Origin of the sequence: Xaviernesmea rhizosphaerae, from assembly GCF_001938945.1 — a bacterium.
In the GTDB taxonomy this organism is placed as follows: Bacteria; Pseudomonadota; Alphaproteobacteria; order Rhizobiales; family Rhizobiaceae; genus Xaviernesmea; species Xaviernesmea rhizosphaerae.
The window spans coordinates 21,376-33,732 of sequence record NZ_MKIO01000029.1; the positions used below are offsets into that span (position 1 = coordinate 21,376).

Genomic DNA, 12,357 nt, shown 5'->3' on the forward strand with positions numbered 1-12,357 from the left:
CAGCATGCGATCGGGAGGATTCGGCTTGGCAGGGGATAATGCGACCGGGCATGCGGACAACGCCAAGGCGGGAGGGTTCGCCGGCTTCGATCCGGCCTCGCTTCAGGCCTATATGGTCAAGGATCCCGAAGCACTGACCGTCAATTTCGCCAGAGCGATCGAGAAGGCCGGCCAGGCGGCATCGGCCTGGTTGCAGCCGCGCGAGGCGGGCGAGAAGGTCGACCATCTGGCCGATCCGATGACCGACATGGTCAAGACGCTGTCCAAGGTCTGCGAATACTGGATGTCGGATCCGCGCCGGACGCTGGAGGCCCAGACCCATCTGATGACCGGCATGATGGGCCTCTGGATGCGCTCGATGCAGCGGCTGAACGGCGAGGAGACGGAGGATCCCGCCAGCGGCCGGCCGGATGCCAAGCGCTTTGCCGATCCCGAATGGGCGAAGAACCCGTTCTTCGATTTCCTGCGCCAGGCCTATGCCGTCGGTGCCGGCTGGGCGGAGCGCATGGTCGAGAATGCCGAGGGGCTCGACCCGCATGTGCGCCACAAGGCGATCTTCTACACGCGGCAGATGGCGAGCGCGCTGTCGCCCGCCAATTTCGTCACCACCAATCCGGCGCTCTACCGCGAGACGGTCGCCTCCAACGGCGCCAATCTGGTGCGTGGCATGGCGATGATGGCGGAGGATATTCTGGCCGGGCGCGGGGAATTGCGGCTGCGCCAGACCGATACCAGCAAGTTCACCGTCGGCGAGAACATCGCGGTGACGCCGGGCAAGGTGATCGCCCAGAACGACATCTGCCAGATCCTGCAATATGATCCGCAGACCGAGACCGTGCTGAAGCGGCCGCTGCTGATCTGCCCGCCCTGGATCAACAAATTCTACGTGCTGGACCTCAATCCGCAGAAATCCTTCATCCGCTGGGCGGTGGAACAGGGACACACGGTCTTCGTCATCTCCTGGGTCAATCCGGACGAGCGCCATGCCGACAAGGACTGGGCAGCCTATGCCCAAGACGGCGTGGGCTTCGCGCTGGACATGATCCGCCAGTCCTGCGGCGAGGAGGAGGTCAACGCAATCGGCTACTGTGTCGGCGGCACGCTGCTATCGGCCGCGCTGGCGCTACAGGCGCGCGAGGGCGACCGACGCATCCGCTCGGCGACGCTGTTTACCACCCAGGTCGATTTCACCCATGCGGGCGATCTCAAGGTCTTCGTCGACGAGGAGCAGATCCAGGGGCTGGAAGAGCGCATGAAGGCGCGCGGCTTTCTCGAGGGCTCGCAGATGGCCATGGCCTTCAACATGCTGCGCGCCTCAGAGCTGATCTGGCCCTATTTCGTCAACACCTATCTCAAGGGCGAGGAGCCCTCGGCCTTCGACCTGCTCTACTGGAATTCCGATTCCACCCGCATGCCGGCGGCCAACCACTCCTTCTATCTGCGCAACTGCTATCTGGAAAACCGGCTGAGCCGCGGGGAGATGGTGCTGGAGGGCGCACCGGTTTCGCTGAAGGATGTGACCATCCCGATCTACAATCTCGCCACGCGCGAGGACCATATCGCCCCGCCGCAATCGGTGTTCCTCGGCTCCTCCTGCTTCGGCGGCGAGGTGACCTATGTGCTCACCGGCTCCGGCCACATTGCCGGCGTGGTCAATCCGCCCGACAAGCGCAAATACCAGTTCTGGACCGGCGGCGCGCCCGAAGGCAGCTATGAGGACTGGCTGGACAAGGCCGAGGAACATCCGGGCTCCTGGTGGCCGCATTGGCATGCCTGGATCGAAAAGCTCGATGACACCCGCGTGCCGGCGCGCAAGCCGGGCGGCACGCTCAACACGATCGAGGAAGCGCCGGGCTCCTATGTCCGCGTGCGCGCCTGATCCGTTGCGAAACCGAAGGGTGCGCGCTTCAACCCGGCAGGGGCTTGCGAAAGACCCTGCCGGACGCCGCATCCCGCATGGACGAAGCGGATCTGCGGGACTATGAGGGAAGACGCATCCGCCGCACAGTGGCGGGCCGAACGGGAAACCAAGCCCCTGCCGCGCAGGCAGCGCAGAGTTTGGCCCGGCCAGCCGGCAGCACCAAGTGAAAGACGAACGCATGGTCACCTATATCGAAGCCGATAGCGCTCCCTTGCGCAACACCGGCGCCATCCGCCTCTATCGGCCCGAGGACTTCGAGGGCATGCGCCGGGCCTGTGCCGTGACCGCGCGCTGCCTCGATGGCCTGGTCGACATCGTCAAGCCGGGCGTGACGACCGAGGCGATCGACCGTTTCGTCTTCGATTTCGGCATGGATCACGGTGCGCTTCCGGCCACGCTGAACTATCGCGGCTACACCAAATCCTCCTGCACCTCGATCAACCACGTCGTCTGCCACGGCATTCCCAATGACAAGCCGCTGCGCGAAGGCGATATCGTCAATATCGACGTGACCTATGTGGTGGATGGCTGGCATGGCGATTCCAGCCGGATGTATCCGGTGGGCGAGATCAAGCGCGCGGCCGAGCGCCTGCTGGAGATCACCCATGAATGCCTGATGCTCGGCATTGCCGCCGTCAAGCCCGGTGCGCGCACCGGCGCCATCGGCCAGGCAATCCAGGCCCATGCCGAGGCCAATCGCTGTTCTGTCGTGCGCGATTTCTGCGGCCATGGCGTCGGCCGGCTGTTTCACGATGCGCCCAATATCCTGCATTACGGCCGCGACAGCGACGGCCCCGTGCTGCGCGAGGGCATGATCTTCACCATCGAGCCGATGATCAATCTCGGCCGTCCGCATGTGAAGGTTCTGTCCGACGGCTGGACGGCGGTGACGCGCGACCGGTCGCTCTCGGCGCAATATGAGCATGCGGTGGGCGTGACCGCCACGGGCTGCGAGATCTTCACGCTCTCGCCTGCCGGGCTCGACCGTCCCGGCCTGCCAGCCGCCGCCTGATCGCAATCGAGCGGGAAGCGCCCATGACCAAGGTTCCGCCCCTGCTCCACGACCTTCCGGAAGCGGAAGACGAACGCGGCTTTTTTGCCGACCAGCCCGCGCGCCGGCCCAAGGCCAAGGCGGAGCGTGCGCCGGCCCCCTCGCCCGATCGGCCGGCCGAGGAGGCGCATTATCACGGCCACCGCGACCGGCTGCGCGCCCGCTACCGCGAGAACGGCGACACGGCGCTGGCGGATTACGAACTTCTGGAGCTTCTCCTCTTCCGGCTCATCCCCCGCCGCGACACCAAGCCGATCGCCAAGGCGCTGCTCGACCGGTTCGGCACGCTGTCTGGCGTTCTCGGCGCGCCGATCGGCCTGCTGACCGAGGTGAAGGGCGTGGGCGAGGCCGTGGCGCTGGACCTGAAGCTCACCGCAACCATCGCCCACCGCATGCTGAAAAGCGAGCTGAAGGGCAAGACGGTGCTGTCCTCCTGGTCCCAGGTGATCGACTATTGCCATGCGGCCATGGCGCATGAGACGCGCGAGCAGTTCCGCATCCTGTTTCTCGACAAGCGCAATGCGCTGATCGCCGACGAGGTGCAGCAGACGGGAACGGTCGATCACACGCCGGTCTACCCCCGCGAGGTGGTGCGCCGGGCGCTCGAACTCTCGGCCACCGCGATCATCCTCGTGCACAATCACCCCTCCGGCGATCCGACCCCCTCGCGCGCCGATATCGACATGACCCGCACCATCGTCGAAACCGCCAAGCCGCTCGGCGTCACGGTGCACGATCACATCATCATCGGCCGCGAGGGCCATGCCAGCCTGAAGGGCCTGCGGCTGATGTGATGCCGGCATCCTGCGGCACTGCGGCACCATCATCGGCTTGTTTCAAAACGACACAGGAAGTCGCGTCCGTTTCACCGTTTTTCCATGATTGACCTGCTATGCCGGTCACTGACACATTCCGCATCGCAGCACGTTCAACGTTCACCTTTGCGAACAGGGCTTCCTCATGGTTCAATTTGATCTCGTCGTCGTCGGCAGCGGGCCCGCGGGCCGCCGGGCCGCCATCCAGGCCGCCAAGCTCGGCAAGAAGGTTCTGGTGATCGAACAGGGCAAGCGCGTCGGCGGCGTGTCCGTCCACACCGGCACGATTCCCTCCAAGACCCTGCGCGAAACCGCGCTGAACCTCACCGGCTGGCGCGAGCGTGGCTTCTACGGCCGCGCCTATCGCGTCAAGCAGGAGATCAGCGCCGAGGACCTGCGCCGCCGCCTGCTGATCACGCTCGACCACGAGGTGGAGGTGCTTGAGCACCAGTTCGCCCGCAACCGTGTGCAGCACATGCGCGGCAAGGCGAGCTTTGTCGATCCCACCACGCTGCAGGTGCTGAAGGATGACGGCGAAGCGGTGCAGGTCACCAGCACCAGCATCCTGCTGGCGGTCGGCACCAAGCCCTTCCGCCCCTCCTACATGCCCTTCGACGGCAAGACGGTGATCGACAGCGACGAGCTGCTCGATATCGCCGAGCTGCCGCGTTCGCTCGCCGTGATCGGCGCCGGCGTCATCGGCATCGAATATGCCACGATCTTCAGCGCGCTCGACACGGCCGTGACGCTGATCGATCCGAAGTCGACCATGCTCGACTTCATCGACAAGGAGATCGTCGAGGATTTCACCTATCAGCTGCGCGACCGCAACATGAAGCTTCATCTCGGCCAGAAGGCGGAGAAGGTGGAGCGGCAGCCCGACGGCAAAGTGCATATCAAGCTCGACAGCGGCCGCGTCGTCATCGTCGACATGGTGCTGTTTGCCGCCGGCCGCATGGGCGCGACCGACACGCTGAACCTCGACGCCGCCGGGCTGACGGCCGACAATCGCGGCCGGCTCAGCGTCAATCCGGAAACCTTCCAGACCAGCGTGCCCAATATCTATGCCGCCGGCGACGTCGTCGGCTTCCCCTCGCTCGCCTCCACCTCGATGGAACAGGGCCGGATCGCCGCGCGCGTGGCCGTGGGCGCCATCGCCAAGGAGCCGCCGAAATTCTTCCCCTATGGCATCTATGCCGTGCCGGAAATTTCCACCTGCGGCTTGAGCGAAGAAGAGGTCAAACAGCGCGGCATTCCCTATGAATGCGGCATTGCCCGCTTCCGCGAGACCTCGCGCGGCCACATCATGGGCCTTGATTCGGGCCTGCTAAAGCTGATCTTCTCGCTGAAGACCCGCCGGCTGCTGGGCGTTCACATCGTCGGCGAAGGCGCGACCGAGCTGGTGCATATCGGCCAGGCCGTACTGAACCTGAAGGGCACTGTCGAATATTTCGTCGAGAACACCTTCAACTATCCGACGCTGGCCGAGGCCTACAAGATCGCCGGCCTGGACGCCTCCAACCGCATGGGCGACGGCGAAGTGAAGACGGTGACGGCGGTCTCGGTCTGAGGCTGCCGGAAGCCCAGTTCGGTTTGAGGCATCAAGAGCCTCCGCGGACCGCCCGCGGAGGCTTTTTCATGCGCAGACAGGTCCTCCACGGACGCCGCCCAATGAAAACCCCCGCCGGTGCATCACACCGACGGGGTTCGATCGTTCCGAAAAACGGCCGGCCGATTACTCGGCGGCAGCGTCGTCCTCAGCGGACTTCTTCTTGGAAGCAGCCTTCTTCTTCGGGGCCGGAGCCTCTTCGGAAGAGGTCGCCTCTTCGGACTGGGCGGCGTCTTCGCCTTCAGCCTTGGCGGCCTTGGTCTTGGCGGCCTTCTTGGCGGACAGCAGATCGTCCTCGTCTTCCGCCGTCAGCTCGTCCTTGGAGACGGTCTTGTCAGTGACGCTGATCTGGCCGAGCAGGTGATCGACGACCTTTTCTTCGAAGATCGGCGCGCGCAGCGAGGCGGCGGCACCCGGGGTCTTCTGGAAATATTCGATGATCTGGCGCTCCTGGCCGGGGAACTGGCGCAGCTGTTCGAACAGCGAGCGCTGCATTTCCTCGTCGCTCACCTGGATTTCGGCCTTTTCGCCGATTTCGGAGAGCACCAGGCCGAGGCGGACGCGGCGTTCGGCCAGCTTGCGGTATTCCGCGCGGGCTTCTTCTTCCGTGGTGTCCTCATCGGCGAAGGTCTTGCCGGCCTGTTCCAGGTCGGTATTGATCTGGCGCCAGATGTTGTCGAACTCGGCATCAACCAGACGCTCGGGCGTCTCGAAGCTGTAGAGCGCGTCGAGCTGGTCGAGCAGCTGGCGCTTGACCTTCTGGCGGGTGATCTGGCCGAACTGGCCTTCGATCTGGCTGCGAACGACTTCGCGCAGCTTGTCGGCCGATTCGAGGCCGAGCTTGGAGGCGAGCTCGTCATTGATCTCGACGGCGCCGGGGGCTGCGACGGTCTTGACCTTGATGTCGAAGGTGGCGTCCTTGCCGGCGAGGTTGGCAGCCGGATAGTCGGCGGGGAAGGTGACGGTGATGACCTTCTCGTCGCCGGCCTTCAGGCCGACCAGCTGCTCTTCGAAGCCGGGGATGAAGCGGTTGGAACCGAGAACCAGTTCGGCGTCCTCGTCCTTGCCGCCGTCGAAGGCTTCGCCATCGAGCTTGCCGAGGTAATCGATGGTCACGCGGTCGCCGTTTTCGGCCGCGCCGTCCTTGTCTTCAAAGGTGCGAGCGTTCTCGGCGATCTTGAGGATCTGCTCTTCGACTTCCTTGTCATCGATGGCGACGACTTCGCGCGTGACGCTGATGCCGGAAACGTCCTTGAGCTCGATGCTCGGGATGACTTCGTAATTCAGGGTAAATTCGAAATCGGCTTCGGCATTGAGGATCTTCTCGGCTTCCGCCTGGTCCTCGGTCATGCCGACTTCCGGCTGGGTTGCGGACTTTTCGCCGCGGCCGCTCAGGATCTCGGAAGGCTTGTCACGCACGAGATCGTTGACGAGCTCGGCCATGACGGACTTGCCGTACATCTTCTTCATATGCGCGAAGGGGACCTTGCCCGGACGGAAGCCGTTGATCCGGACCTTGCCCTTGACCTCTTCCAGGCGCTCGACCATGCGCGCGGCCATGTCGGCGGCGGGAATGACGACCTTCAGTTCGCGCTTCAGCCCTTCGGAGCGCGTTTCGATGACTTGCATGTTCAAACCTTCACTTCGGTTGCGGGGCCCGTTCCCGACAAGAGGGAACGTTAGGGCCCATGCTTCGCTTCAGGGACGGCTGCGAGCTGCCAAACCGGCGGCTTTCGACGGGCCGAAAACCTCCCCGGCCGGCGGAGGCCTGTCAGCCGAACCGCATCGCCTTGATCCTGGTGCGGGTAGAGAGACTTGAACTCCCACGCCTTGCGGCACCAGAACCTAAATCTGGCGTGTCTACCAATTTCACCATACCCGCTTGAGCGCGCCCTATCTCACAAAGGGGTGCGTGATGCAAGCTGCGGCGGGCTTTTGCGGGTGTTTCCGGGCGTTTCTTTGTCGTTCGCCGCCACTCATCCCCAGTTTGCGCCGCGACCGCCGCACGCACCCCGAGGACGGCCGGGACTTGAGCCGGCATGCAACCGGCAAGCCTATCCCTGGAAGCCATCGTGAAAGCCTCACGGTCACGTCCAACAGGGACCCCGGCCCCGGACCGGCCATGGCCGCCATTCTGCCTCGGATCCGAAGGGGACGGTGCGGCGGGCTGAGAGGGAATCCTAATGTGAGCAGACGATCCGGCGCAGCGCCACCAGCCATGCATCGGGCGCAGGCCTCCCATACGTCCTTGCCGCTGGTGACGACAGGCCGTCTCCGATATCAATCGATTTAACGCAGCCGCTTCTCTCCTCCCTCTCGAGCGGCGCGCTTGATCGCCGGCCCCTCCTCCTCCCAATGGCCGGTCGATCCCTTAGCCGACGCCCGCTGGACCTCCTCCCCCAGCGGGCGTTGCGCGTTTCAGGCCAGCCATGTGCCGGACGGTCAGCAGCGACCGTCATTTTCCTCCTCTTCATGATCGATGATCTCCAAGCCGTGCGCTCGCCTCGCGATGCGGGATGCACAGACGCCGATCGTGCCGTTGCGGCGACAGCGATCCCGCCGGCATATCAGGCTTCGGGCACAGGGGTTGGAAATTGGCCCGCCCATCGGTAGGCTTTCCGGAATTTCATTATAAATCCGTGACTTGAAGCAACGTCTGAGCAGCGAATTCCGGGCGGGTGACGGCGCAGAAATCGCGTGCGCCTGCTATTGCAGCACACGCGCCAAAATTCAGCCAGATCGCAAATCTGCACAAGAAACATTCAGGCATTTGCACAAATGCATAGCAGATGCCTTTTCATTGCACTGCATTTCCCGAAACGGCGGGTGTAGAACAGCGTCACCGGGCAAGGCGGCGAGGCTGCCGATGCCCCACAGAACACACGAAACAAACCGCAGTTGAGGAAATGACCATGAACCCGCTTCGTATCGCCAAGAACTGGATGAACTACCGCCGCACGATGGCCGAGCTGGCCAGCCTGTCGAACCACGCCCTGTCGGACATCGGCATCACCCGCTACGACATCCGCAACATCGCTTCGCGCTCGTTCCAGTAAGAACGGCGCCAGGCGGAGGCGCGGAGCTGACGACGCCCGGCGGCATGCCGAGAGCGCCGGCTCAAGCCCTCACGCGGCAGAAGAACGATCGACCGACGGCGCCCTTTTGGGCGCCGTTTGCGTTTCAGGAATGGCGCGCGCAGCCAGTCTTGCCCGCACAGGCATCGACGCCCAGCGAATCTGCGGTCGATGTCCGGGCTTGAAATTCCCGGCGCAAAGCGTCAGGACACAGGGCATGACGCATCAAGACACACCTTCTCCCCTCCCTGCGCCGGTCCATGTCATCGGCGGCGGCCTCGCCGGCAGCGAAGCGGCTTGGCAGATCGCGAGCGCCGGCATTCCGGTGATCCTGCACGAAATGCGCGGCGTGCGCGGCACCGAGGCGCACAAGGGCGACAGCCTGGCCGAGCTGGTCTGCTCCAACTCCTTCCGCTCGGATGACGCCACCAGCAACGCCGTCGGCGTGCTGCATGCGGAAATGCGTCTGGCCGGCTCGCTGATCATGGCCTGCGCGGACAAGCATCAGGTGCCGGCGGGCGGCGCGCTCGCGGTGGACCGCGACGGCTTTTCCGAGGCCGTGACGCAGGCGATCGCCGCGCATCCGCTGATCACATTGACGCGCGAGGAGGTGACCGACCTGCCGCCGGAGGACTGGGACCAGGCGATCGTCGCCACCGGCCCGCTGACCGCGCCGTCGCTCGCCGCCGCCATCCAGGCCCGCACGGGACAGGATGCGCTCGCCTTCTTCGACGCGATTGCGCCGATCGTGCACAAGGACACGATCGACATGGACATCTGCTGGTATCAGTCGCGCTATGACAAGATCGGCCCCGGCGGCACCGGCCGCGACTATATCAACTGCCCGATGGACGAGGCGCAGTACAATGCCTTCATCGACGCCCTGGTGGCCGGCGATCGCCTGGGCTTCAAGGAATGGGAAGGCACGCCCTATTTCGATGGCTGCCTGCCGATCGAGGTGATGGCCGAGCGCGGCCGGGAAACGCTGCGCCACGGGCCGATGAAGCCGATGGGCCTGACCAATGCGCACAATCCCGAGGTCAAGCCCTATGCCGTGGTGCAGCTGCGCCAGGACAATGCGCTGGGCACGCTCTATAATATGGTCGGCTTCCAGACGAAGCTGAAATATGGCGCGCAGGCCGACATCTTCCGGATGATCCCGGGGCTGGAACAGGCCGAGTTCGCCCGGCTGGGCGGCCTGCACCGCAACACCTATCTGAACTCGCCGACGCTGCTCGACCCGACGCTGACCCTGAAAGGGCGGCCGGGCCTGCGCTTCGCCGGGCAGATCACCGGCTGCGAGGGCTATGTCGAGAGCGCCAGCATCGGCCTGCTCGCCGGCCGCTTCGCCGCCGCCGAACGCCTGGGCCAGGCGCTGCGCCTGCCGCCCGCCACCACCGCCTTCGGCGCGCTGCTCGGCCATATTACCGGCGGCCATTTGGTGGCCGAGGAGGAAGAAGAGCCCGGCAAGCGCTCCTTCCAGCCGATGAATGTGAATTTCGGCCTGTTCCCGCCGCTGGAACCCGGCGCGCTCACCAGGCCCGAGGGCGTCAAGCGCTTTCGCGGCAAGGAGAAGGCGCTGGCCAAGAAGCACGCCACCGCCGCGCGCGCGCTTTCCGACTGCGCCGCCTGGCTGGAAGCCGTGACCTCCGACGTCAACAGGCAAGACCTCTCGGCCTGACCGGTCGACATCGGCGTTGATGCGGATGGACCGCCTCGATGCTTCCGGGCGATGGAAAGTCTCAACGCTCAGGTCCGGAAACTGCCGAGCAGCCAGAGCGAGACATCGGCGGCGGCCTCCGGGGTCGTGAAATGATAGAGCCCGTCGAGCTTCGCGAACTGGGGAAAGACGATGGCGAGCGTCTGCGTATCCGGCGCATGGTCGAGGCGGATCTGGCCGGCCTCGAAGCGGTAGCACGCATAATGGGCGCCGTGGGAGACCATCAGCCCCACGCGCTCGTCATGCAGCCGCAAGAACGTGGCTTGCCCGTTCTGCGTGGCATGAATGGCGCGAATCGCTTCCTCGGGAAAGGCGCGGCCGAACTCGATGATCGCCAGACCGGGATCCGGCATGCGCTGCTCTTCCTCGGCGCGCTGCGTCATGCGCAGATAGAACAGGCCGGCCGCCGAGGCCGCGCCGATGACGATGAGCCAGGACCATTCGACCGGCAGATCCATCTCAGTCTCCTTCCCGCGGCAAGGACGCAAGCCGCGATGCCCCGCCCTTGCCTTGCCGCCCTCTCTAGAGAATCGAACTGCAAATCATAGGCAGTTCGATGCTTTAGGGTTTTGTTTTTGCATAGGATTTGCCCGAAAATCGGTTCCCGCCTTTCGGTCCGATGCTACAGAGCAATCGGGACAGGCAGCGGCGCAACAGCGCGCTCCCCGGTCCGACGCTCGACTTTTCTGAAGCCGGTCCCGATGTCAGACTGTCCGGCATCCGCCCTTGTCTCAAAGCGGGCTTGCGTCAGTCTCGCTTCCGGTCTCCCGCCGGGCCCAGTTTTTTACCAGCGTCCAGAGCGCGCCGCGCGCCACATGCGCCATTGCCGGCGCCATTGCGGGGGCGCCACCGGCTGGTCGAACACGGCCGCTCCCGCCCTTGCCGCCCGCTCGAAGACGGGCTCGGCCAGGGCGACGGTGACGAAGGCCGGCCGCAGTGCGGGAGAGAGCCCACGAGCGGCGGCGCGCGCCTTGGTGAGATGCTCGCGGCCGAGACCGATCATGGCATCCACGGCGCGGGCAAGCGCCTGCTTGTCCTGGCCTTCGAGGAAGCGCTCGCGGTCGAGACCGGTGGCGGCCAGAAGGTCGAGCGGGAAGAACACCTGCCCGCGCGCGCGATGGATCGGCGCCAGCAGCAAGAGCCCCGCCACCGTCTGGGCGACGCCGGCATGGCCCGCGGCATCGGCCGCACCGGCGACGGCCGCCGGATCGAGCATCAGCCCGGCCAGCTGGATCAGCGCGCTCGCCGTCTCCCCGGCATAGCCTTCCAGCGCATGGCGGCTTTCCATGGGATCGTCATAAAGATCGAAGATCCGGGCATCGATCATATCGTGCAGCACCTGCAGCGGCAGGCGATGGTCGGCCACCGCCTGAAGCAGTGCCTTTGCCACGGGATGGCCGCTGGCCTTGCCGCCGGAAGGATCGTCCAGCACATCGCGCCACCATTGCAGGCGGATTTCGCCCGGCAGAGGCTCGCGCACCACGTCGCGCACCCGGGCGATCTCGGCATGGAAGGCATAGAGCGCGGCGAGCGACGGGCGCGCCGCTTCCGGCGCCAGCAGGCAGGCTAGATAGCGGTCGCGGTCATTCTCGCGCAGCGTGGCGAGGCAGGGGTCTAGGCCGGCGGGCGCGCCCGCGATTCCGGGCGCCGCTGTGGGTTCGGGACTGGCGATCATGACGCGGTCAGACGGCGATGACGGCCGCGGCCACGCGGCGCTCTTCGGCGAGCATGATGTTGTAGGTGCGCACGGCGGCTCCCGTGCTCATCGGATCGCTGTTCATGCCGCGCGCGCGAAAAGCGGTGCGCAGCGGCGCAGGCAGCGGCCGGATATCGGCCCCGGTGCCGACCAGCACGAATTCGATCGGCTCGACCTCGTCGAACAGGCGGGCGAACAGGCCTGCGTCCAGCGCCTGCCCCTCCTCCACGTCCCAGCCGTAAATCCCCGAAGGCAGGAGCAGGAGCGAGCCGCGATGCGACATGCCGGCAAAGCGGAAGCCGCCATTGCCATAGCTGTCGATGGGCGCGCGCCCGGGAAAATGTGCGTTGCGGACTTCGATGGGCCGTCTCATGCTGATCTCGTTTCATCGGGCCTGCGTGAAGGCCGGGCTTGCGTGAAGGCAGGGCTGCCTTCAGGGCCGGACTGGTTTGACAGCCCCGGGCCCCGCGC

At 65.3% G+C, this 12,357-nt stretch carries 10 protein-coding genes and 1 tRNA gene; 6 read left to right on the plus strand and 5 right to left on the minus strand.

Annotated features, from left to right (window positions below):
- Positions 1-4: 4 nt before the first annotated feature.
- From BJF92_RS10940 to sthA, 4 genes are all read left to right on the plus strand, one after another.
- Entirely contained in the window at positions 5-1,879 is a 1,875-nt protein-coding gene (locus BJF92_RS10940; protein WP_078057980.1) for a PHA/PHB synthase family protein, read from the plus strand.
- Positions 1,880-2,099: 220 nt separating this feature from the next.
- On the plus strand, positions 2,100-2,933 hold the full coding sequence (map, locus tag BJF92_RS10945) for a type I methionyl aminopeptidase (RefSeq protein WP_075634791.1): 834 nt from the start codon (positions 2,100-2,102) through the stop codon (positions 2,931-2,933).
- 23 nt (positions 2,934-2,956) lie between these two features.
- Positions 2,957-3,766: a RadC family protein gene (gene radC / locus BJF92_RS10950; RefSeq protein WP_075634792.1), complete on the plus strand. Its 810-nt coding sequence runs from the start codon at positions 2,957-2,959 to the stop codon at positions 3,764-3,766.
- A gap of 166 nt (positions 3,767-3,932) precedes the next feature.
- Positions 3,933-5,357, plus strand: coding sequence for a Si-specific NAD(P)(+) transhydrogenase (gene sthA / locus BJF92_RS10955; protein WP_075634793.1), 1,425 nt, complete (start codon positions 3,933-3,935; stop codon positions 5,355-5,357).
- A 165-nt stretch (positions 5,358-5,522) separates the two neighbouring features.
- Here the strand turns inward: sthA and tig are convergent, their stop codons facing one another.
- Positions 5,523-7,025 carry a trigger factor gene (gene tig / locus BJF92_RS10960; RefSeq protein ID WP_075634794.1) on the minus strand — a complete coding sequence of 501 codons (1,503 nt, stop codon included), beginning with the start codon at positions 7,023-7,025 and terminating at the stop codon, positions 5,523-5,525.
- A gap of 168 nt (positions 7,026-7,193) precedes the next feature.
- Positions 7,194-7,278 (minus strand) — tRNA-Leu (locus tag BJF92_RS10965).
- A 1,030-nt stretch (positions 7,279-8,308) separates the two neighbouring features.
- Here BJF92_RS10965 and BJF92_RS10970 point away from each other — a divergent pair.
- Together BJF92_RS10970 and trmFO are read left to right on the plus strand one after the other, a co-directional pair.
- The gene (locus BJF92_RS10970) at positions 8,309-8,452 is read left to right on the plus strand and encodes a DUF1127 domain-containing protein (RefSeq protein WP_075635017.1); all 144 of its coding nucleotides are present in this window, start codon (positions 8,309-8,311) and stop codon (positions 8,450-8,452) included.
- Between the two features lie 235 nt (positions 8,453-8,687).
- Positions 8,688-10,151, plus strand: coding sequence for a methylenetetrahydrofolate--tRNA-(uracil(54)-C(5))-methyltransferase (FADH(2)-oxidizing) TrmFO (trmFO, locus tag BJF92_RS10975; protein WP_075634795.1), 1,464 nt, complete (start codon positions 8,688-8,690; stop codon positions 10,149-10,151).
- A 68-nt stretch (positions 10,152-10,219) separates the two neighbouring features.
- Here trmFO and BJF92_RS10980 read toward each other — a convergent pair whose 3' ends face one another.
- From BJF92_RS10980 to BJF92_RS10990, 3 genes are all read right to left on the minus strand, one after another.
- On the minus strand, positions 10,220-10,648 hold the full coding sequence (locus BJF92_RS10980; protein WP_075634796.1) for a hypothetical protein: 429 nt from the start codon (positions 10,646-10,648) through the stop codon (positions 10,220-10,222).
- Between the two features lie 326 nt (positions 10,649-10,974).
- A complete protein-coding gene (locus BJF92_RS10985; RefSeq protein WP_075634797.1) occupies positions 10,975-11,865 on the minus strand; it encodes a phytoene/squalene synthase family protein in 891 nt (296 codons plus the stop codon).
- A gap of 7 nt (positions 11,866-11,872) precedes the next feature.
- Positions 11,873-12,259 (minus strand): Mth938-like domain-containing protein, encoded by a 387-nt coding sequence (locus BJF92_RS10990; protein ID WP_075634798.1) that lies wholly within the window; start codon positions 12,257-12,259, stop codon positions 11,873-11,875.
- Positions 12,260-12,357: the final 98 nt, after the last annotated feature.

Coding starts and splice junctions, on each gene's coding strand:
- BJF92_RS10985 (WP_075634797.1), bottom strand. CDS start 11,865: ATGATCGCCAGTCCCGAACCCACAGCGGCGCCCGGAATCGCGGGCGCG.
- sthA (WP_075634793.1), top strand. CDS start 3,933: ATGGTTCAATTTGATCTCGTCGTCGTCGGCAGCGGGCCCGCGGGCCGC.
- trmFO (WP_075634795.1), top strand. CDS start 8,688: ATGACGCATCAAGACACACCTTCTCCCCTCCCTGCGCCGGTCCATGTC.
- tig (WP_075634794.1), bottom strand. CDS start 7,025: ATGCAAGTCATCGAAACGCGCTCCGAAGGGCTGAAGCGCGAACTGAAG.
- radC (WP_075634792.1), top strand. CDS start 2,957: ATGACCAAGGTTCCGCCCCTGCTCCACGACCTTCCGGAAGCGGAAGAC.
- BJF92_RS10980 (WP_075634796.1), bottom strand. CDS start 10,648: ATGGATCTGCCGGTCGAATGGTCCTGGCTCATCGTCATCGGCGCGGCC.
- map (WP_075634791.1), top strand. CDS start 2,100: ATGGTCACCTATATCGAAGCCGATAGCGCTCCCTTGCGCAACACCGGC.
- BJF92_RS10990 (WP_075634798.1), bottom strand. CDS start 12,259: ATGAGACGGCCCATCGAAGTCCGCAACGCACATTTTCCCGGGCGCGCG.
- BJF92_RS10970 (WP_075635017.1), top strand. CDS start 8,309: ATGAACCCGCTTCGTATCGCCAAGAACTGGATGAACTACCGCCGCACG.
- BJF92_RS10940 (WP_078057980.1), top strand. CDS start 5: ATGCGATCGGGAGGATTCGGCTTGGCAGGGGATAATGCGACCGGGCAT.